Annotated in this window: 18 protein-coding genes; 7 read left to right on the top strand and 11 right to left on the bottom strand. The window is 52.1% G+C overall.

Going from position 1 to position 21,006, the window contains the following annotated elements; genetic code table 11:
• Window positions 1–23: 23 nt before the first annotated feature.
• Both ppiB and lpxH read left to right on the top strand, forming a co-directional pair.
• Window positions 24–518 (top strand): peptidylprolyl isomerase B, encoded by a 495-nt coding sequence (gene ppiB, locus OGY01_RS13020; RefSeq protein WP_003021875.1) that lies wholly within the window; start codon window positions 24–26, stop codon window positions 516–518.
• 2 nt (window positions 519–520) lie between these two features.
• Window positions 521–1,243, top strand: a complete 723-nt coding sequence (lpxH, locus tag OGY01_RS13015; protein WP_200041954.1) for a UDP-2,3-diacylglucosamine diphosphatase — start codon at window positions 521–523, stop codon at window positions 1,241–1,243.
• Window positions 1,244–1,537: 294 nt separating this feature from the next.
• On the opposite strand, the gene OGY01_RS13010 is transcribed toward lpxH, so the two are convergent.
• The 4 genes from OGY01_RS13010 to OGY01_RS12995 form a co-directional block, all read right to left on the bottom strand.
• Window positions 1,538–2,887 carry a GntP family permease gene (locus OGY01_RS13010; protein WP_045440810.1) on the bottom strand — a complete coding sequence of 450 codons (1,350 nt, stop codon included), beginning with the start codon at window positions 2,885–2,887 and terminating at the stop codon, window positions 1,538–1,540.
• A 107-nt stretch (window positions 2,888–2,994) separates the two neighbouring features.
• Window positions 2,995–4,962 (bottom strand): xylonate dehydratase YjhG, encoded by a 1,968-nt coding sequence (gene yjhG / locus OGY01_RS13005; RefSeq protein WP_200041953.1) that lies wholly within the window; start codon window positions 4,960–4,962, stop codon window positions 2,995–2,997.
• 10 nt (window positions 4,963–4,972) lie between these two features.
• Window positions 4,973–5,878, bottom strand: coding sequence for a dihydrodipicolinate synthase family protein (locus OGY01_RS13000; RefSeq protein ID WP_144243052.1), 906 nt, complete (start codon window positions 5,876–5,878; stop codon window positions 4,973–4,975).
• Between the two features lie 4 nt (window positions 5,879–5,882).
• The gene (locus OGY01_RS12995) at window positions 5,883–6,671 is read right to left on the bottom strand and encodes an IclR family transcriptional regulator (RefSeq protein ID WP_045440798.1); all 789 of its coding nucleotides are present in this window, start codon (window positions 6,669–6,671) and stop codon (window positions 5,883–5,885) included.
• A gap of 660 nt (window positions 6,672–7,331) precedes the next feature.
• Between OGY01_RS12995 and purE the strand changes: the two genes are divergently transcribed.
• Window positions 7,332–7,841, top strand: coding sequence for a 5-(carboxyamino)imidazole ribonucleotide mutase (gene purE, locus OGY01_RS12990; RefSeq protein WP_045440795.1), 510 nt, complete (start codon window positions 7,332–7,334; stop codon window positions 7,839–7,841).
• Window positions 7,838–8,905 (top strand): 5-(carboxyamino)imidazole ribonucleotide synthase, encoded by a 1,068-nt coding sequence (purK, locus tag OGY01_RS12985; protein WP_045440793.1) that lies wholly within the window; start codon window positions 7,838–7,840, stop codon window positions 8,903–8,905. The genes purE and purK overlap by 4 nt, the downstream gene beginning before the upstream one ends.
• A gap of 39 nt (window positions 8,906–8,944) precedes the next feature.
• On the opposite strand, the gene OGY01_RS12980 is transcribed toward purK, so the two are convergent.
• From OGY01_RS12980 to OGY01_RS12965, 4 genes are read right to left on the bottom strand one after another with little or no spacing between them, the layout of a single operon-like run.
• Window positions 8,945–9,838, bottom strand: coding sequence for a carbamate kinase (locus tag OGY01_RS12980; RefSeq protein WP_045440791.1), 894 nt, complete (start codon window positions 9,836–9,838; stop codon window positions 8,945–8,947).
• A gap of 3 nt (window positions 9,839–9,841) precedes the next feature.
• A complete protein-coding gene (locus tag OGY01_RS12975) occupies window positions 9,842–10,651 on the bottom strand; it encodes an oxamate carbamoyltransferase subunit AllH family protein (RefSeq protein WP_045440788.1) in 810 nt (269 codons plus the stop codon).
• 11 nt (window positions 10,652–10,662) lie between these two features.
• Window positions 10,663–11,922, bottom strand: a complete 1,260-nt coding sequence (locus OGY01_RS12970; protein WP_045440786.1) for a YlbE family protein — start codon at window positions 11,920–11,922, stop codon at window positions 10,663–10,665.
• Between the two features lie 9 nt (window positions 11,923–11,931).
• Entirely contained in the window at window positions 11,932–13,599 is a 1,668-nt protein-coding gene (locus OGY01_RS12965) for an acyl-CoA synthetase FdrA (protein ID WP_286493197.1), read from the bottom strand.
• Window positions 13,600–13,915: 316 nt separating this feature from the next.
• Between OGY01_RS12965 and allD the strand changes: the two genes are divergently transcribed.
• From allD to allE, 3 genes are read left to right on the top strand one after another with little or no spacing between them, the layout of a single operon-like run.
• Complete coding sequence (gene allD, locus OGY01_RS12960) at window positions 13,916–14,965, top strand: ureidoglycolate dehydrogenase (protein ID WP_045440781.1); 1,050 nt, start codon at window positions 13,916–13,918, stop codon at window positions 14,963–14,965.
• 21 nt (window positions 14,966–14,986) lie between these two features.
• A complete protein-coding gene (gene allC / locus OGY01_RS12955; protein WP_045440779.1) occupies window positions 14,987–16,222 on the top strand; it encodes an allantoate deiminase in 1,236 nt (411 codons plus the stop codon).
• Between the two features lie 10 nt (window positions 16,223–16,232).
• Window positions 16,233–17,018, top strand: a complete 786-nt coding sequence (gene allE / locus OGY01_RS12950) for a (S)-ureidoglycine aminohydrolase (protein ID WP_045440777.1) — start codon at window positions 16,233–16,235, stop codon at window positions 17,016–17,018.
• Window positions 17,019–17,096: 78 nt separating this feature from the next.
• Here allE and glxK read toward each other — a convergent pair whose 3' ends face one another.
• The 3 genes from glxK to allB are packed head-to-tail and all read right to left on the bottom strand — an operon-like array spanning window position 17,097 to window position 20,985.
• The gene (gene glxK, locus OGY01_RS12945) at window positions 17,097–18,245 is read right to left on the bottom strand and encodes a glycerate 3-kinase (protein ID WP_286493390.1); all 1,149 of its coding nucleotides are present in this window, start codon (window positions 18,243–18,245) and stop codon (window positions 17,097–17,099) included.
• Between the two features lie 21 nt (window positions 18,246–18,266).
• A complete protein-coding gene (locus tag OGY01_RS12940) occupies window positions 18,267–19,565 on the bottom strand; it encodes a uracil/xanthine transporter (RefSeq protein ID WP_286493196.1) in 1,299 nt (432 codons plus the stop codon).
• A 58-nt stretch (window positions 19,566–19,623) separates the two neighbouring features.
• Window positions 19,624–20,985: an allantoinase AllB gene (gene allB, locus OGY01_RS12935; RefSeq protein WP_045440768.1), complete on the bottom strand. Its 1,362-nt coding sequence runs from the start codon at window positions 20,983–20,985 to the stop codon at window positions 19,624–19,626.
• Window positions 20,986–21,006 lie beyond the last annotated feature (21 nt).

The raw sequence follows: 21,006 nt of genomic DNA, 5'->3' as shown, positions 1-21,006 counted from the left end.
CTCTATCGGAACAGGATGCAAAAATGGTTACTTTCCACACTAATCACGGCGATATCGTAATCAAAACTTTTGATGATAAAGCGCCTGAAACAGTTAAAAACTTCCTGGACTACTGCCGCGAAGGTTTCTACAACAACACCATTTTCCACCGTGTGATTAACGGTTTCATGATCCAGGGCGGCGGTTTTGAGCCAGGCATGAAACAAAAAGCCACTAAAGAAGCGATCAAAAACGAAGCCAACAACGGTCTGAAAAACACTCGTGGTACGCTGGCAATGGCCCGTACTCAGGCTCCGCACTCCGCGACTGCCCAGTTCTTCATCAACGTTGCAGACAACGACTTCCTGAACTTCTCCGGCGAAAGCATGCAGGGATGGGGTTACTGTGTGTTTGCTGAAGTTGTCGAAGGAATGGACGTGGTTGATAAAATCAAAGGCGTTTCCACTGGTCGCAGCGGTATGCACCAGGACGTACCAAAAGAAGACGTTATCATCGAAAACGTGACCGTCAGCGAGTAATCGTGGCGACACTGTTTATTGCAGATCTTCACCTCTGCACGGAAGAACCGGCGATCACCGCCGGTTTTCTGCGTTTTTTATCCGGTGAAGCACGCCAGGCTGATGCGCTGTACATTCTTGGCGATCTCTTCGAAGCCTGGATAGGCGACGACGACCCCAATCCCCTGCATCAGCAAATCGCCGCCGCGATAAAAGCGCTGGCTGATTCAGGCATCCCCTGCTTTTTTATTCACGGCAACCGAGATTTTCTGCTCGGCAAACGTTTTGCCCGTGAAAGCGGCATGACCCTATTGCCGCAGGAAAAAGTGCTCGATCTGTATGGCCGAAAAGTATTAATCATGCACGGAGACACCCTGTGCACCGATGATACGGGCTATCAGGCTTTTCGCGCCAAAGTTCACCAACCCTGGTTACAAACTCTGTTTCTTGCCATGCCTTTATTTATTCGCCAGCGTATTGCCGCGAAAATGCGCGCCAACAGCAAAGCCGCTAACAGCAGCAAATCACTGGAGATCATGGATGTGAATCCACAGGCCGTCGTTGCCGAGATGGAAAAACATCAGGTTCAGTGGCTAATTCATGGTCATACTCATCGCCCGGCAGTTCATAAACTGACCGCCAATAAACAACCCGCTTTCCGCGTGGTTCTCGGGGCATGGCACACTGAAGGCTCAATGGTCAAAGTCACCCCAGACAATGTCGAACTGATCGCTTTCCCGTTTTAAATTATCGCGACCATTTGCTGTAACGTTTACTACACAACGTGATAATGCAAAGCAGAAGCGTCCTTCCACAATAATAAAAATGCCCTGTCGTGTTTAAGATAGTGCGTATGGCTGCTTCAGCATCAATATCCAGGCCCCCTCTTTTCCCAACGAAACGACAAAGACACCGACCGTTAAATCTGTGAGTTGGCATATAAGATAAGGCGACAACCAGAAGGTCTGAGTTTTGTCTTGTTGTTGTGAGATACAGGGGAGCCAGTAAACCGGCAAAGCGGTTCACTGGCGAACACACTATTATAAAATAATGCTGGCAACCAGAATAAACAGCAACCCGCATATGGATAATAGGGTTGACATCAGCGTCCATGACAACAGCGTCTCTTTGGTGGTCAGACCGAAGAAGTCTTTGATCATCCAGAAGCTGGCGTCGTTTACGTGGGAGCAAATACAGGATCCCGCACCGGTAGCCAGTGTAATCAAGGCCAGGTTGGTATTAGGATGTACCGCCAGCAGCGGAATGACCAGCCCGGCGGTAGAGATCGCCGCGACGGTGGCAGAACCCAGACAAATACGTAAGAATGCGGCTACGCCCCATGCCATCAGGATCGGGTTGATATCCATGCCCGACACCAGGGTGGAAATATACTGACCGACGCCAGAGTCGATGAGAACCTGCTTGAATGCACCACCACCACCGATAATCAGCAGCAGACCGGCAATACCCGCAATCGCTTTCCCGCAGGAATCCATCAGGTCAGGGATTGTTTTCCCACGGCCCAGTCCCATGGTATAGATCGCAAACAGCAGTGAAATCAGCATGGCGATCGTCGAGTTACCTAAGAACAGCATCACGTTGTAGAACAAGCCTGAGTCCGCGGCGCTTTTGGCATGGGCCATCTGGATGATAGTGACTACCGCCATCAGGATCACTGGCAGCATTGCCGTGAGAAAACTGATCCCAAAGCCAGGCATTTCGCTTTCGCTGAATCGGCGGGTTGCACCCAGGGAGGCAATATTACCCTCTTTTTTAAAGGCGTCCGGAATAATGCGCTGGCAGAATTTATTCAGCACCGGGCCGCAAAGAATAAAGGTTGGAATGCCGACAATAATACCGTATATCAATACCAATCCTACATCCGCACCATATTCACGGGCGATCACCGTCGGGCCGGGGTGAGGTGGTAAAAAACCGTGCGCGACCAGCAAACCGGAGAGCATCGGCACACACATAAACATCGGCGATATTTTGGCTTCACGGGCAATAGCGAATAAAATAGGTACCAGAAGGATTAAACCGACTTCAAAAAAAAGTGCAATACCGACAATAAATGCTGAACAGACTACCGCCCAGTCAAGTTTATTTTTCCCGAAATAATTCAGCATGGTCAGAGCTATTCTCTGCGCACCACCCGCGTCAGCCAGTAATCGACCGAGCATAACGCCGAATCCGAATATCAAGCCAATATGTCCCAGCGTACCGCCAAGACCAGACTCAACCGAGGTTACGACTTTATTCAGTTCCATTCCACTGGCGATGGCGACAGCAATCGAGACAATAATTAAAGATACAAACGTATTAAGCTTAATTTTTATAGTCAAAAGCAGGAGTAAGGCAATCCCTGCCACAACGATAATTAGCGGCATAATGTCCTCTCATTGTAGGGTAACGACCCCTAATAATCTGGCTACGCAAATGATTTATAACGCGTAGTCAAATTATTAAGGTGTCTGGATTTTTTTATTTTTTACTATCAGTTCTTATTAATATAATCTCGCAGCGCAGCACCGATTTTATTCACATCATAAATACAACCCATCCATGTGCCGCCGCTAACTGCCTGGAGCATTGCCCAAAGCCGGGTATCATCGGGCAGTTCAGGATCAGGAAGTAAATCCTGATGACTGAGTCTGGCGTTTAATATTGCTGTTGCCTCCTCCCTTGAGGGTAATTTTTCATCGTTACGGGTTCCGAGGAAATTGACTTCGCCCTGAAGCTCGCGGCAATCAATTTTAATTTCGATAATATCTCCAGTGCGTAATTTACCGACTGGTCCTCCGGCCAGCGCTTCTGGCCCCACATGACCTATACACGCGCCAGTGGAAACGCCCGAGAAACGCGCATCGGTAATCAGTGAAACATGCTTACCGTATGACAGGTGTTTCAGCGCGCTGGTAACCTGGTAGGTTTCCTCCATCCCGGTACCGGAAGGACCAACACCGATAATGACCAGAATATCGCCCGCTTTAATTTTGTCGTGCTTGATATCGTAAATTGCACTTTTCTCGGACAGATAGACCTTCGCCACACCTTTATGGTAATAGACTCCCTGATCATCAATCACCGATGGATCGATGGCTGTGGATTTGATCACTGACCCTTCCGGAGCAATATTACCCACTGGGAAGGTAATTGTTGAGGTTAAGCCACGTGCCTTCGCTTGCTGCGGCGACATGATCACCTCGTCAGCGTCGATCTGTTCTTGTTCGCGCAGTAGTTGTTTGAATCGCTGTCGGCGTTCTGAGTGCTCCCACCAGTCCAGGTTCTCCTTCAGTGTACTGCCGGTTACAGTCATAACGTCTTCATGTAGCAATCCAAGATTGCGCAAATGCAGCATCACTTCCGGCACACCGCCCGCCATGAAGGCATTAACAGTTGGATGGTAAATAGGGCCATTGGGCAGCACACTCACCAGTCGGGGCACCCGCTTATTGATGCGGATCCAGTCGTCAACGGTTGGGATATGGCAGCCTGCCTGATGGGCAATCGCCGGGATGTGGAGCAGCAGGTTTGTCGAGCCGCCAAACGCCGCATGGACAGTCATCGCATTCTCAATCGCTTTATCGGTGAGTATCTCCCGGGTGGTAATGCCTTGCTGGCACAGGTTCAACGCCGCCCTTGCGGAAGCTCTGGCGATCTCCTGCCACACCGGCTCACCAGAAGGGGCCAATGCCGAGTGCGGAATCGCCAGCCCCAATCCTTCGGCCACAACCTGCGATGTCCCGGCAGTACCCAGAAATTGACAGCCACCTCCGGATGAGGCACAGGCCTTGCAGCCGGCACGGCGTGCGTCCTGTAGTGATAACTCACCATTAGCAAAGCGTGCGCCTATAGTCTGCACCTTACCGTTATCTTCCCCATCTCTTGCAGGTAGCGTCGCACCACCAGGCACCAATACCGTCGCTTTATCATGCTGCGCGGCGAGTGCCATCATGGTAGCCGGAAGCCCCTTGTCACAGCTAGCCACGCCAATGACTGCTTTCACATCGGGCAGAGAGCGGATAAGACGGCGCATCACCATTGAGGCATCGTTACGGTACGGTAGCGAATCAAACATCCCGGTCGTGCCCTGCGTGCGTCCATCACAAGGATCGGAGACATACACAGCATAGGGCAAGGCACTGTTCGCTTTAATAACCTCAGCCGCCGCTTTCATCTGGATATCCAGCTCGTAGTGCCCCTGGTGCAGCGCCAGTGCAACAGGCTTACCGTCTGCGCCGCGTAAGCCACCGAGCGTACTGAGCAGTAAAATACCATCCCGATCCAGCTCATCCGGAGACCAGCCCATTCCGGCATTCATGGTCATACCAAACAGATCCCCACTCGGGCGGTTGATTAACATCTCCGCCGTCAGCGGCAGTTCACCATCAGGGCCATTGGCGTGCGTTCTGACGGTGTAGATATCGTGACTCTCGTCAGCAAAAATATTGCGTACAGACATGAGATTCTCCTCAGACAGGTAAAATACCCTGAGCAACCAACAGTGCATGGACTTTTTCTTTGGCTTCTTCTGACACCTCAAGAATTGGCGGCAAGCAATAAGTCTCTACTGGTAACCCTACGCATTGCATACCGTATTTGATTAGCGAGACAAACGGCGTTTCCAGAGCGTAAATAGATGGCAGTTGCAGTAGCTTTTTGTTCAGGTTGGCGGCGGTTGCCAGATCACCTTCGCGCCAGGCACGGTAGATACCAACGGAGAGTTCCGGTGCAAAGTTAGCGCTAGCTGAAATCGCGCCGTCCCCCCCTAACAGCAAGGTGTTCAGTAAATGGTCGTCATAGCCGCAAAATACAGAAAACGACGGGCGCACTGACTTAACTGCGTTAATCATCGTGCGCAAGTGACCGACACTGTCGATGGTGTCTTTGATGCCAACGATATTCTCATTTTGCAAGGCCAAACGTTTCACTGTCTCCGGGGTTAAGTCCTGGCCCGTCAAATCCGGAAAGTTGTACAGGATTACCGGCAAAGTGACGCTACGAGCGATCTGCTGGTAATAGTCGTCAAGATTTCGTGACGCGACCTTCCAGTAGTAAGGGTTGATGGCGACGACACCGTCAGCACCGCAGGATTCGGCATGCCGCGCCAATTTGACCGCTTCATCAGTGGAAGGCGAACCGACGCCAATCAATACAGGAACCCTCCCACCAACAACGGATATGGCTTCTTCGGTGAGCGCCATGCGCTGGGCGGTATTCATCTGGCTAAATTCACCACCGGTGCCAAGGTAAAACAGCCCGTCGACTCCTTTATTAATCAGGAAGTCGGCAACCTGGCGCATTGCCGTTTTATCAATGGTTCCGTCACGATGAAACGTACTGGATACCGGTGGAATAATGCCGCTGAATTTTTTCATTACTTCAATTTCCTTTTCGTAAATATTCATTTTCGCTTATGTATCCCAGTCCATATGATATTTGCCCGGCACACTTTCGGAGCAGTTCCAGATAACCGTCGATCTTATTTCCTGAGTAAACCACCGGATCGCCTGATAGCGAGATCGCATAATTAACCCGGTTATACATATTGAATACAGGCATACTTAAACATACTGCACCATAGGTCGATTCTTCGTTATCTATGGCCCATCCCCGAAGCCGCGTTTTTTGCAGTTCTTCCAGAAATAATTTTTTATCAGTAAATGTATTGCGCGTATGTGGAGTCAACGTAAGAGCATCTAAAAAATAATCCAACTCTTCTCTCGTTTTCCAGGCCAATAACGCCTTACCCAGTGCGGTAATATGTAATTCAAGTTTTTTGCCAATCCAGCTTTTGCTGGTCGGCACCGAATCCGGGCTTTCAATCTTGTCAAGATAGATAGCAGAATAGCTCTCCATCGCGCCCAGATGACAAACCAGGCCGCTTTTCAACGACAGCTCCTGCATTGGCCGCTTCGTCACTTCAAAAATATTCTGGCGGTGCAGTGCCTGACATCCCAGTTCGTAGTTTTTTATCCCCAGTGAATAATGGCCATTTTTATTTTTAATTAAGAAACCACATTCCACCATCACATTCAGTAAATTAAGCAGGCTACTTTTGGGATACTGAAATTTTTTTAATAATTCCATATAACTCGCCACACCTACCCACGCAATATGGGTTAATATTTTTTCAGCACGGACTAATGAATTACACCCTTTGCGAACCATAATGGCTCCCTCTTGCTATTGGAATAAATGATATCGGCATTGTGTAGTGGAAAATATACCTTGTTCAACATGCTGAACCGTAATAAGGCGATTAAATGTGATCCTGTGCTCAATTTGAATAGCAGAATTATCGTACCGACATTCGGTGAATGCGAATGGATGCCAAATACGAAATTGTGTTATCAAGGCATGGTGGCGTGTGAGCGACTGAAAGAACGATCCGCAGGTTGCACTATTCATAAAAAATTGTTTTTACAGGGTCGGTATCTTTAGCACTGCTACTTTTGTAAGCGATACCGCTGGAGAATGTCCGCTTCGCGCCCCACGATGACACCTTTATCTACGCGCTTCTCAAAAAAGAGTGGAAAGAAGTAACTAAGCCACCGATATATGCACGCTCCTCGCCGACATAACGAAGAAACGCACTTTGACCGGCGGCTAATAACAAAACCCAATGCTTCAATAACCGAAAATCTGCCAATTCCCTACAGCCCAGCGTAACGGCCTGTTTGGCCATGAAAAATCTCCCAGTAAACCCTCAAGGGGATTACATCCAGGCGTTAACATTTCGCTGCGCAACCGTTTTCCTTGCTTGTATATCATGCTATTCTCTCTCGCCTCGAAAGCAGTGTGTTTCGCACCACAGGAGTTTTAAGACGCATGTCTTCCCGCAATAATCCGGCGCGTGTCGCCATCGTGATGGGGTCCAAAAGCGACTGGACTACCATGCAGTTCGCCGCCGAAATCTTCGAAATCCTGGATGTCCCGCACCACGTTGAAGTTGTCTCTGCTCACCGCACCCCCGATAAACTGTTCAGCTTCGCCGAGAGCGCAGAAGAGAACGGCTATCAGGTGATTATTGCCGGTGCAGGTGGTGCAGCACATCTGCCTGGCATGATTGCGGCGAAAACGCTGGTACCTGTTTTAGGTGTTCCGGTACAAAGTGCTGCCCTGAGCGGCGTAGACAGCCTTTATTCCATCGTGCAGATGCCGCGCGGCATTCCGGTTGGCACGCTGGCGATTGGCAAAGCGGGCGCAGCAAATGCGGCACTGCTGGCGGCGCAAATTCTGGCAACCCACGATAAAACGCTACACCAGCGTCTGATCGACTGGCGTAAAGCGCAAACCGATGAGGTGCTGGAGAACCCGGACCCACGAGGTGCGGCATGAAGCAGGTTTGCATACTTGGTAACGGTCAGCTAGGACGCATGTTGCGTCAGGCAGGCGAGCCGTTGGGCATTGCAGTCTGGCCTGTTGGCCTGGATGCCGAACCTGCGGCCGTCCCCTTTCAGCAAAGCGTGATTACCGCTGAAATTGAGCGCTGGCCGGAAACCGCACTCACTCGCGAGCTGGCCCGCCATCCGGCGTTTGTTAACCGCGATGTGTTCCCGATTATTGCCGACCGTCTGACGCAAAAGCAGCTTTTTGACAAGCTCGGTTTGGCGACCGCGCCGTGGCAACTGCTGGCGGATAATAGCGAGTGGTCTGCAATATTCGACAAACTGGGTGAACTGGCAATCGTGAAGCGTCGTGTCGGCGGCTACGACGGTCGTGGTCAGTGGCGTTTACGCGTCAATGAAACTGAACAACTTCCAGACGACTGCTACGGCGAATGCATTGTCGAACGAGGCATAAACTTCTCAGGTGAAGTGTCGCTGGTGGGCGCTCGCGCTCATGACGGCAGCACAGTCTTCTATCCGCTGACCCATAACCTGCATCAGGACGGCATTCTGCGTACCAGCGTGGTATTTCCGCAAGCCAATGCGAAACAGCAGGAACAGGCTGAAGCGATGTTGTCCGCTATTATGCAGGAATTGGGCTATGTCGGCGTAATGGCGATGGAGTGTTTCATCACCCCGGAAGGCTTGCTGATTAACGAACTGGCCCCGCGCGTACACAACAGTGGGCACTGGACGCAAAACGGCGCCAGCATCAGCCAGTTTGAACTGCACCTGCGCGCCATTACCGACCTGCCATTACCCACGCCGGTAGTGAACAATCCTTCGGTCATGGTGAATCTTATCGGTACTGACCTGAACTACGACTGGCTGAAGTTGCCACTGGTGCACCTGCACTGGTACGACAAAGAGGTGCGCGAAGGCCGTAAGGTCGGTCACTTGAACCTGACGGACAGCGATACCGCTCGCCTGAGCGCAACGCTGGAAGCACTCATTCCCCTTCTGCCGCCGGAATACGCCAGTGGGATTATCTGGGCGCAAAGTAAGCTGAAGTAACACGAAACGGGTGTCGTCTATTCACGCCACCCGTAATAATTACATGCTGATACAGGTGCCGGCTTTACCTGCAAGCGTGTCCTCAATACGTGACAACGCGCCAATCCAGGCCGGTTTGCCACGCCGCTTCACGTACCCGCTTACCGCTGTCACCTTCGGCCCCATCGCCCCATCCGCTTTCGCAAACGGAGCCAGTTCATCGGGAGAAGCCTGGCGAATAGCACGTTGCTGCGGCGTCCCCCAGTTCTCATACACGGCATCTGCATCGGTCAGGATGACCAGACCATCTGCATCAATCTGTTCAGCCAGCAACGCCGCTGCCAGGTCCTTATCAATGACAGCTTCAGACCCGACTCCTTCGCCAGTGACGGGCACGCCGCCCCCCCCGCTGCAAATCACCACATGCCCTTCTTTAAGTAAGAGCTTAATGGCATCACTTTCTACGATCTGGCGAGGTTCTGGCGAAGCGACAACACGTCGCAGGTATTTTCCGTCACGCTTCATATGCCAGCCGTAGGTAGCTTCCAGTTGCGTTTGTTCTTCGGGCGAATACACCGGGCCGATAAATTTTTCCGGTGACATAAACGCAGGATCGTCCTCGGACACCACAATACGGGTTAACACCGTGGTGACTGGCGGCATCTCCGGTTCTGCGGTCAGGCTCTGGGCCAACATATAACCAATCATGCCCTGCGTCTCGGCCACCAGCACATCTAATGGATAAGGCTCGACCTCCTTCCAGGCAAGATTCTGTAACGACAGCAGGCCAACCTGCGGCCCGTTGCCATGTACGATAGCCAGGCGGTACGAGCGCGCCAGACGCGCCAGGGCGGGTACGGCGCTGGCAATATTACGATATTGATTTTCTGCCGTCAGCGCCTCGCCGCGCTGCAATAATGCGTTGCCACCAAGAGCAACAACCAGCGTTTTCATTCCCTATCCTTCTATGATTTGTTGTCCAATCCAGAACCCCAACAGGGTGTCTGCGCCGGAGGTATGCCCAAGCGCCAGCAGCGAATTTATCGCTGCGTCCAGCCTTTCCTGGCGACGCAGAGCATGGGTGAAGTGGAGTAAAGGTGAAGCAAAGTACCCTAGCGCCGCGTAGCGCAAATAGGTCACGCTAACCACAGTCGTCGCCTGCTCAAGGTTGCCGGAATCATCAAAGAAACGGTGCCCGGAGTTCTTATTTAGCGCGCCGAAATACCAGGCCGCCAGCAGCATACCGGTCAACGTGTCATCATGACTGGGCGTTAAACCGGGCCCTTTGCCTAACCACTGCCGCCAGTCTGTCGGCAACCCCGCAAGCGCCGAGAAGAAGCAGTGGCGGAACTGACGTAGCTCGGGGCACAAAGGCAGGTTTGCCGCCAGCATTAATGGCCCGAACAATCCCGTTTCCTCGCCGCGATCCATCCAAGCGAGTGCAAGGCGCGGGGAATGTGGGCGGTAAGTTATTCTCAACGAACAGCAGCGCCGCGGCTGGCACAGCAAAAATGGCCCCAACTGGATCCCCCCAGGGACAGCCAGAGGGGTTTCACTCCCACGTAACGCCGTACGCAGCGCATCAAAGTCATGCGTACGGATCACCCATCCTCCCGGACTAAAGCCGCTCCCCTGGCGGTGCAACGTCAACAATGCGCCGCTTTCGGCCACAAGATTAATCGCGCGCCGCCAGATGCCAGACAACTGCCATGACTGGCGAAAATCCGCAGACTGCTGGCTGCCCAGCAGAGGATGGATGATCATCATGCGCGCCCCTTTTAGCTAATGCCCATGCTTTCAGCCAGCGCTTCCAGGGCCAACTCAAAGCAGGCCAACGGCGCACGGACGGTTCCCGCGCCAATCTGGCCAATACCGGCCTCTTTATGCGCAATACCGGTATTGATCAGCGGTGTAATCCCTGTTTCGACCACGCGACGGATATCGAGCCCCAGACAGGCCCCCTGGAAATCCCAGCCGGGGATCTGCAATTGCATATTGCGCTCCAGGTAGATTTCCGCCATCTCTTCGGAGACGGATTTTGCGGCTTCCATCCCGCCTGCACCGACAAAACGCGTTACGCCTGGTGCGGCGATCATCGCTGCTCCGCCAATGCCAAACGTTTCGGTGATGGCGCTATCGCCCATATCCGGGTTGGCCTGCTCCTGCGAAAAACCAGTAAAGAACAGTCCCTGCGGTGTGTTAACAGGTGCAGTAAACCAGCGATCGCCAAGTCCGCTCACGCGAATACCGAACATGTCGCCATTACGGGTCATCGCCGTCACAATACTGCCAGAACGCACCTGCGCTCCGGCGTCCATTGCCGCTTTGCAGTAAGCCATCGCCAGGTTGAGGAAAAACTGGTCGGTTACGCTAAGAAAATCCATCACCTCAGCAATCTGCTGCTTATCATGTTCCAGGCGGGCAATTAGCGGCGCCAGCGTACGCATCAACAGGGCTGAAGAGGCAATGTTGCGCTGATGGAACTCATCGCCCATCGTAATGCCCTGCGCCATCATGGCGGTCAGGTCAATACCCTGCTCCAGGGTGCTCAGCGCTGCGCTTAAGACCGGCATCAGAACATCACGCATCCAACGTAAACGCTGCTGGACATCCTCTCCATACGCGCCGAAACGCATCACCTTGCCGATACCTTCGTTAAGGTTGCAGTAAGCCCGATTCCCTTCAGTGATGTTTTCCACCACCAGCATCGGCATGCTGGCAGAAGTGATCCCGCCCATTGGCCCCACGGCATTAACGTGATGGCAAGGTACAAAATTGACTTTTCCCTGCTCCAATAATGACAGCGCACTCATTTCATCATTGGCCCACCCTTCAAAAAGACATGCACCAATGCAGGCCCCTTTCATCGGGCCGGTCATCTCTTGCCAACGCATTGGCGGTCCCGCATGAAGCAGCGTTTTTCCTTCATTGAGTTCGCTGATTAACAAGGACGCGGGTTGCACATCCAGCCAGTGCGGACGCGCACGACGAATTTGTTCGATTACTGCAGCATTGGCTTGCGCCACTGATGTAAACATTGGAACCCCTTATTGCAAACGTTCTAATAAACGAGCCAGTTTTTTATTACCGCCAGCGACAGGCGCCCACTGGTAATGCACCACCGGCTTTTCTGCCGCCTGTAAATCCAGCGCAAAACTGCGTAACCCGGCATTAATAACCGCTACTTTTTCCAGTAGCGAAGGTGCGGATTGATGAGATAACGGTTGAGATGGTCGAATCAGTTCGGCGGCAAGCAGTGTTGCCTCAGGGAGCGAACTCACCACGGCAATTCCGGCATCTTCCAGCGTAGCGATTTGCAATGAACGACACTGCGGGTCACCTTCTGTGCCGGTCACCGTCGCAATCGCAATCAGCGGTTGCTCGATGTCTCGGGCAGCACATGCCTTTTGCCAGGCCTGAACCAGTGACGCAGCCGGATCTACCGTCGCGCCGTAGCCAATCACGACATCTACCAGTAGCACCCGTATCTGCGGCTGCGAGCCGAGATCCGTAATAAGCTGATTACGTAACGCAGGGTCGATCATCGGATGCGGCCGCCCGACGGTGTAAAAATCATCCCCCAGATCGATAATCTGATGCCCGGCAGCATCCAGCATCATGCCGTGATGATGCTGCGCATCCGTAGCAACGTTCAGGTGTGCGGCCAGCAGTCCCGCGGCTTCGGCAGCCAGCGTTCCTCCGGTATACAGCCCTCGAATCAGCCCATCTCCCGTGCCAGCAAGCGCACAGCGTCGCGCCTTGACGCGCGCCAGTAAACAGGCGAGACGGGCCGCATCATCAAGGGTCGATGCAAACCAGACGTTCTCATCACGGTTCGCAGTGCAGGTGTAACCTAAAAACAGGGCCACAACGGGTTTTCCCGTGGCTTTCATCGCCGTGACAATACGCTGACGAACCGCTTCCGCCGGTGGTTTAGACACAAAAGCCAGCACCTGGCTTTTATCATCTGCACCGAGCATCTCCAGCGCGGTAAATGCGCTAATCCCCCCCACCTCAGCGCTCAGGTCGCGTCCGCCCAGCCCGATGGCGTGAGTGATGCCTTCCCCAGCCAGCGCTATCTGTGAACAGAGCTCCTGGATCCCTGTGCCGGAGGCGCCTATCACACCAATATTGCCTTCCGGCATTACGTTGGCAAAAGCCAGCGGCGTACCGGCGATCATGGCGGTTCCGCAATCCGGTCCCATCACCAGCAGACCTTTATCTTGTGCGCGGCGCTTGAGATTGATTTCATCTTCCAGCGTGACGTTGTCGGAGAACATCATGACGTTCAGGTTACGATCCAGCGCTTGGTTCGCCAGCTCTGCCGCGTATTCGCCAGCAACAGAAATTAACGTCATATTCGCGTCAGGCAGTTTCTGACACGCGCTTTCCCAGCGTCTGACCTGCAGAAGCGTTTGGCTCCCTCCGGTTGCCTGCGCCAGCTGCTGCAGCGACTCATCCAGTTGTTGCAAAATGGCCTGCGTAATACTCTCATCCGCCGCTTCAGTACGAATAGCCACGCAAATATCATTCGGCGTCGCCTGATTAAAATCGTCATGCCAAAACCCGGTCGTTTCCAGCAACGATTTATTCGCCGGCGTTCCCATCATGACCGATACATCGTCTACATTTTCGGACTCACTCAGCTTGCGTGAAATAATCATTAAACTGACAGAGTCCTGAAAACACCCTTTTTTAATAAAGGCGTGGATCATAACAACCCCTTAATAATTGCACCCATGGCAATTGCACGAGTAGTGTTAATGTGGAACTCAAGGTATATATCCAACATCACAAATAGAGTGACTGGCATCACACACAGATTATTAGCAAAAGAATTTTAATAACCACAGGAGGATTACATGTTATTTTTTAACGGCATTATTTATTTAAAAAGAAATGGCAAATCAGTACCGATTATCAAATAAATTCTAACTATATTTTTTTGTGTGTCTGGATCACATAATCTATTTATATTCCCGGTATGTTAACGGCAGTCATGCTTCACACCGTCGTTAAAAAGGAAGACAGATGAAAATCAGTCGGGAAACACTCCACCAGCTTATCGAGAATAAGCTTTGCAAGGCCGGACTAAAACGTGAGCACGCCGCAACGGTTGCCGAGGTATTGGTGTATGCAGATGCCAGAGGTATTCACTCTCATGGTGCCGTACGCGTTGAATACTATGCCGAGCGCATTTCAAAAGGCGGCACCAACCGCGAACCCACATTTCGTTTTGAAGATACCGGTCCCTGTACAGCGATTTTGCACGCCGATAATGCCGCCGGACAAGTCGCAGCAAAGATGGGTATGGAGCATGCAATTGAAATTGCCAAAAAAAATGGTGTCGCCGTTGTCGGCATTAGCCGAATGGGACACAGCGGAGCCATTTCTTACTTTGTGCAACAAGCCGCTCGCGCAGGCCTGATTGGCCTCTCCGTTTGCCAGTCCGACCCGATGGTCGTACCGTTCGGCGGCGCGGATATTTACTACGGCACCAATCCGCTAGCCTTCGCCGCACCAGGGGAAGGCGACGATATCATGACCTTTGATATGGCAACGACGGTGCAGGCCTGGGGCAAAGTTCTGGATGCTCGCTCACGCAATGAACCGATCCCGGATACCTGGGCTGTCGATAAAGATGGCGCGCCTACAGCCGATCCTTTTGCAGTCAATGCGTTGCTTCCCGCCGCCGGACCAAAAGGCTATGGTCTGATGATGATGATCGATGTGTTATCCGGCATCCTGTTGGGATTACCGTTTGGTCGCCAGGTCAGTTCTATGTATGAAGATCTACATGCCGGACGTAATTTAGGCCAACTGCATTTAGTGATTAATCCCGAGTTTTTCTCCTCCAGCCAATTATTTCGTCAGCATCTCAGTCAAACCATGCAAGAGTTAAATGCTGTTACTCCTGCACCTGGTTTTAAACAGGTCTATTACCCCGGACAGGATCAAGATATTAATCAACGCAATGCTGCGGCCCATGGCGTCGACATTGTTGACGATATTTATCAATACCTGATTTCCGATGTTCTCTATATCAAGTCATACGAAACAAAGAATCCCTTTGCACAATAATTATTGAAACAGGAATTTCATATGATCAACCATTTTCGTCACGCAATAGAAGAATCCCTTCCCTGGCTCTCTTCCTTTGGCGCAGATCCTTCCGGTGGGATGACGCGCTTGCTGTATTCGCCAGAATGGCTTGAAACACAACAGCAATTTAAAAAGCGTATGGATGCCAGCGGCCTGGAAACGCGCTTTGATGAAGTGGGCAATTTATACGGTCGCCTGCGCGGGAGCGAATCCCCGGAACAGGTCATTTTAAGCGGCTCGCATATTGATACCGTCGTTAATGGCGGCAATCTTGACGGCCAGTTTGGCGCGCTGGCGGCGTGGTTAGCGATTGACTGGCTTAAGACTACCTACGGCGCGCCGCTGAAAACGGTCGAAGTGGTCTCCATGGCAGAAGAAGAAGGCAGCCGCTTCCCGTATGTCTTCTGGGGCAGTAAGAACATTTTTGGGCTGGCGAATCCCGATGACGTCCGCGACATCCAGGACGCCAAAGGCACACGTTTTGTTGATGCGATGAACGCCTGCGGCTTTACTCTCCCCGCCGAACCGCTCCACGCTCGCACTGACATCAAAGCCTTTGTTGAATTGCACATCGAGCAAGGGTGCGTACTTGAAAGCAATGGTCAGTCCATCGGGGTCGTCAGCGCGATTGTTGGACAGCGTCGCTATACAGTAACGCTGAACGGCGAATCCAACCATGCGGGTACAACACCGCTAAGCTACCGTCGCGACACCGTTTACGCCTTCAGCCGTATCTGTAGCCAGTCGATTGAGAAAGCCAAAAAACATGGCGATCCTCTGGTACTGACCTTTGGCAAAGTTGAGCCGCAGCCAAACACTGTCAACGTGGTGCCAGGAAAAACGACCTTCACCATCGATTGCCGTCATACCAACGCCGAAGTGCTGCGTGATTTTACTCAGCAACTGGAAAATGACATGCGCGCCATCTGCGACGAAATGGATATCGGCATTGATATCGATTTGTGGATGGACGAAACGCCGGTTCCGATGGATAGCAAACTGGTCGCCACCCTCACCAAACTGTGTGAAAAGGAACAGCTGAACTATCGCGTGATGCACAGCGGCGCGGGCCATGATGCGCAGATTTTCGCGCCCCGTGTGCCGACCTGCATGATATTCATGCCCAGCATTAACGGTATCAGCCACAACCCCGCTGAACGCACAAATATTAACGACCTTGCCGAAGGGGTCAAAACTCTGGCATTAATGCTTCATCAACTTGCCTGGCAGAAATAAGGAGTCAACAATGGGATATCTGAATAACGTCACGGGTTACCGCGATGATTTACTGGCTAACCGCGCAATTGTAAAACACGGTAACTTCGCCCTCTTAACCCCCGATGGACTGGTTAAAAATATCATTCCGGGTTTTGAAAACTGTGACGTCACCATCCTCTCAACGCCAAAACTGGGCGCGTCGTTTGTTGATTATCTGGTGACGGTACATCAGAACGGGGGCAACCAGAGCGGTTTCGGCGGCGAAGGCATTGAAACGTTCGTTTATGTTATTTCCGGCAAAATTGAGGCAAAAGCGGAAGGTAAAACATTCGCTTTAACGCAGGGTGGATATCTGTATTGCCCGCCAGGCGAGCTGCTCACCTTTAGCAATGCCCAGGCTGAAGACAGCCAGCTGTTTTTATACAAACGTCGTTACATACCAGTAGCGGGCTATGCGCCTTGGCTGGTCTCCGGTAACGCCAATCAGTTAGAACGCATCCATTACGAAGGCATGGATGACGTGATTCTGCTGGATTTCCTGCCTAAAGAATTGGGCTTCGATATGAATATGCACATTCTGTCGTTCGAGCCGGGCGCCAGCCACGGTTATATCGAAACGCACGTCCAGGAACACGGGGCTTATATTCTTTCAGGCCAGGGCGTTTATAACCTCGACAATCAGTGGATCCCTGTGAAAAAAGGCGACTACATCTTTATGGGCGCTTATTCCCTGCAGGCCGGATACGGCGTGGGTCGTGGAGAAGCATTCAGCTACATCTATTCCAAAGATTGCAACCGGGATGTTGAGATCTAACGGCGTACAGCCCGCCTGATACTTTTTTATTTAGCTATGTTGGGTTTTGCCACGGTATATACCGTGGCTTTTTTATGCTTAACGCAGAGTCACCGCCTGACCCAGTTTCATCGCACAAGCGATATTACGCGCGCAGTGATAGAGATTAGTTTCGCAGCTCGCCAGCACTTCTGCTAACGGCGCGAGTCGCGGCAGAATACTGAATACCGCATCGATACCATGGCTGTGCACCACCTCTACGCCTTCGCCCAACACCCCAGCAATACCAATAACAGGAACGTGATGCTGCATGGCCACCGACGCTACCCCGATTGGCGCTTTGCCACCGACCGTTTGCGAATCAATACGTCCCTCGCCGGTGATAACCAGCGCCGCATCTTTGATTGCCCGCTCCAGCTGTACAGCCTGCAGCACAATCTCAATGCCGGGTTTCATGCTGGCCTGCAAGAAGATAACCGCAGCAATCCCCATTCCTCCAGCCGCTCCGCCGCCAGGCATCTGAGCAACATCCTCACCGGTCAGGGTTTGCAGCACACGGGCATAGTTGAGTAACCCTTCTTCCAGCATCTCAACCATCTCAGGCGTCGCCCCTTTCTGCGGGCCAAATACTCTTGCAGCGCCGCGCGGACCAACCAAAGGGTTGTCTACGTCACAGGCAACGTCAATGCGACATGCTTTCAGCCGCGGATCGCACTGTTGCAGGTCGATGCTCGCCAGACATGACAAGCTACCACCCCCCGCGCTCAATGACGCCCCTTGCGCGTCAAGAAACTGCACGCCAAGCGCCTGGGCCATCCCCATACCGCCATCAACCGTCGCACTCCCGCCAATACCAAGAATAATATGACGAATACCGGCATCCAGCGCATGGCGAATCAGCTCGCCGGTGCCGTAACTTGAGGCCAGTAGAGGATTGCGTGCCTGCGGTTCGACCAGCATCAGTCCACTCGCCGCCGCCATTTCAATAATGGCGGTCTTTCCGTCACCTGTCAGGCCATAAAATCCCATGACCTTTTCCTTCATCGGCCCGCAGACCTCCACAGAGACAACTTTTCCTCCCGTCGCCGCCACCATTGCATCCACAGTACCCTCTCCGCCATCAGCCACCGGCAAACAAATATATTCTGCATCCGGGAATATGGCTGAAAATCCGGCTTTAATTGCCTGGCAGCATTGGTCAGCGCTTAAGCTCTCTTTAAATGAATCTGGCGCAATTACAATTTTCATCATCAATCCTTTTTCATCATGTTATTTAATGCGTTCCCATGGAATGAGATTTTCCATAAGCACCGCCAGTAAAATCCCCACCAGCAAGCCATTGCTCAGTAATGGCCGAATAGTCAACGGAAGATCATGTAAATAAACCGGAGGCAGCCCCATCAAAAAAATGCCGACAAACAGCGGGAGCGCCAGTCGATAAATATTGCGTGCGGTAAATGTGATTTGCTGGCTAAAAACCAGACCGGAATAGAGCAGAGGAAGATAAGAAACCAGCATCACGGCACTGCTGATCGCCAGTGGAATGGCGCAAAATAAACGGGTTAGCGGCGTAACCATTGCCACGAATAAACATAATACGCTGCCGCAAATAAATGATTTTCGCGAGCTGTCGCCGGTCTGTGTTAACAGACCGATAGAAGAGACAAAAGGTGAAAATGGAATCACGGCTAAAGGCACTGTCACCAGCGTCATAAAACCGGAAATAATAAAGCTGCGGCGATAACGCGAGTTGCTGGAGCCTTGCTGCGCATAAAAGACGTCCGTGCCGCGCACCGCGCCATAGGTATTACTGATATTCACCAGACCGGTGATAACGGCCGTCAGAATAATGCCCGGTAACAGTCTGCCATGGCTACCTAACGGGAACCACTGCCAGCTTAATTCGCTGGATGGCAGGGATGCTGATGGGAAACAAAATCGCCAAAGTCCCCACCCCACTACCGCCCCAACCAACAGGGCATAGCGCGAGATCCGCTGCGGTAAAAAGATGATCATCGCAAGGATGAAGCACATCACGCCTACTGCCAGGCTAAAGGGTGCCAGTTGAATTTTGACGCTGGTATCCGCAATGCCAAAGGGCAACCCCAGCATGCCCTTAAAAAAGATGGTGGTCAGCTGCGCGCCGAGCAGCAGCATAAAAAAAACCATCACCGTTGGGGTAAAGAGCCGGGCTAATCGATGCCCCAGGCCACTAAAGCCGATAATCATCGTCAGAACAGCGGAAATCACAATTCCAACGGACAGGCTGGTGGCGATATCATTGAGCGGTGTTCCGCGTGATGCCTCAGCCAGCGTAATCGTCAGTATGGTTCCCCACCATAAACCGGTTGGTCCTTCCATAATGGCGCGGCGATGGCCACAAATCACCTGCGCAAGACAGGCCAGAGACGTCGTTAAAAAAGCGTACTGCGTGAGCATTAGCAGATTGCTCACAGGGAGATGAAAAGCAGAAACCAGCGTTGGCGGGACCACAACCGTATTACAAAAAATAAAGAAAAACCACTGAAAGCCGGACAACAAACTTTCGCGGTTAATAACAGGAAGCATACTCATACCTTAGAATAAAGAATGCCCGCCAACATGACGGGCATTAATTCACATCACATTATTGTTGATGTTTAAGGATAAATTGACCTTTTGGCGATACCGGGAAACCTTGCTCGATGTCATAAATAACATCACCACGCAGAATAGTTTTCGTAATGCGCGCGCCAATCGTCCGGCCTACATAAGGGCTGACTTTGTGGCGATATTCCAGGTCTTCGTTCTTCAGAACGTATTTGCTGTCCGGTTGAATAAAGACGAAGTCGGCATCTTTACCCGGGGCGATACGTCCTTTCTGCTTCAGACCAAAAATATCGGCAGCGTTGGTTGCCATCAATTTAGCGAACAGCGGCAGCGACATACCGCGTTTTTGCACGGCTTCATCAAACATAACGTCCATGCAGCTCTGCAGTCCGGCAATGCCGCCCCACGCCTGCATGATATTGCCGGCCTTCATTTCCGGTGGGCATGGAGAGTGGTCAGAAACCAGGCAGTCAATCTCGCCGTTAAACAGCTTTTCCCACATCCCTTCCTGATTTTGCAGATCGCGGATCGGCGGAGAACATTTCGCCAGGGTGCCAATCTCTTCAAACTGATCGGTATCCAGTACGAAATAATGCGGGCAGGATTCGCAGGTTACATCCTGACCTTCCTGACGGGCACGGGTCACTTCCTCCACGCCTTCCGGGCTGCTGATATGGCAGACATGCAGGCGACAACCGGCGACTTTCGCCAGATACAGCACGCGACGAATCGCTTCCACTTCGGTAAATACCGGACGTGAGGCCACATAATCATGCGCCGTCACGCGACCTTCGCGTTTAGCCTCCTCGCCAAGCTCGTCGCAGATGAGCGCGTTTTCGCAATGCACCAGTACCGTCTGGTTCATTTCCGCCAGTTTCTGCGCGCCTTTAAAGAACTGCCAGTCGTTCACGTCGCGGAAATCATTATCGATACCGCGGTCGCCACAGGTGGCAACGAAGCATTTGAAACCGACGACACCGATGTCATCCAGCTCGTGCAGACGATCGAGGTTGTAAGAAACCAGACCGCCAAGCTGCGCGGCATCAATGGTCAATTTGCCTTTGGCCGCATCAAATTTCAGTTCGATGGTTTCACGATCCACCGTCGCGGGTAGCTGGTTGAGAGGCATTTCGATCATCGTGGTGATACCGCCTTTTGCCGCGGCACGCGTCCCCGTCTCATACCCTTCCCAATGGGTACGACCCGGCTCAGAGATATGGGTATGCGCATCAACCATGCCTGGTGAAACCACCAGACCCGTCGCATCCATGACCTGCTTCGCCTCACCCAGATTCTCGCCAATGGCGGCGATTTTTCCAGCCTGGACGGCAATATCAACAATGCGAGCTTCATTTTCTAAAATAACAGTACCGTTCTTAATAATTAAATCAAAAGACATAACGAACTCCTTGTATGGATA

Origin of the sequence: Citrobacter sp. Cm038 (genome assembly GCF_030333105.1) — a bacterium.
In the GTDB taxonomy this organism is placed as follows: Bacteria; Pseudomonadota; Gammaproteobacteria; order Enterobacterales; family Enterobacteriaceae; genus Citrobacter; species Citrobacter murliniae.
This window is presented reverse-complemented; position numbering and strand designations above follow the sequence as displayed.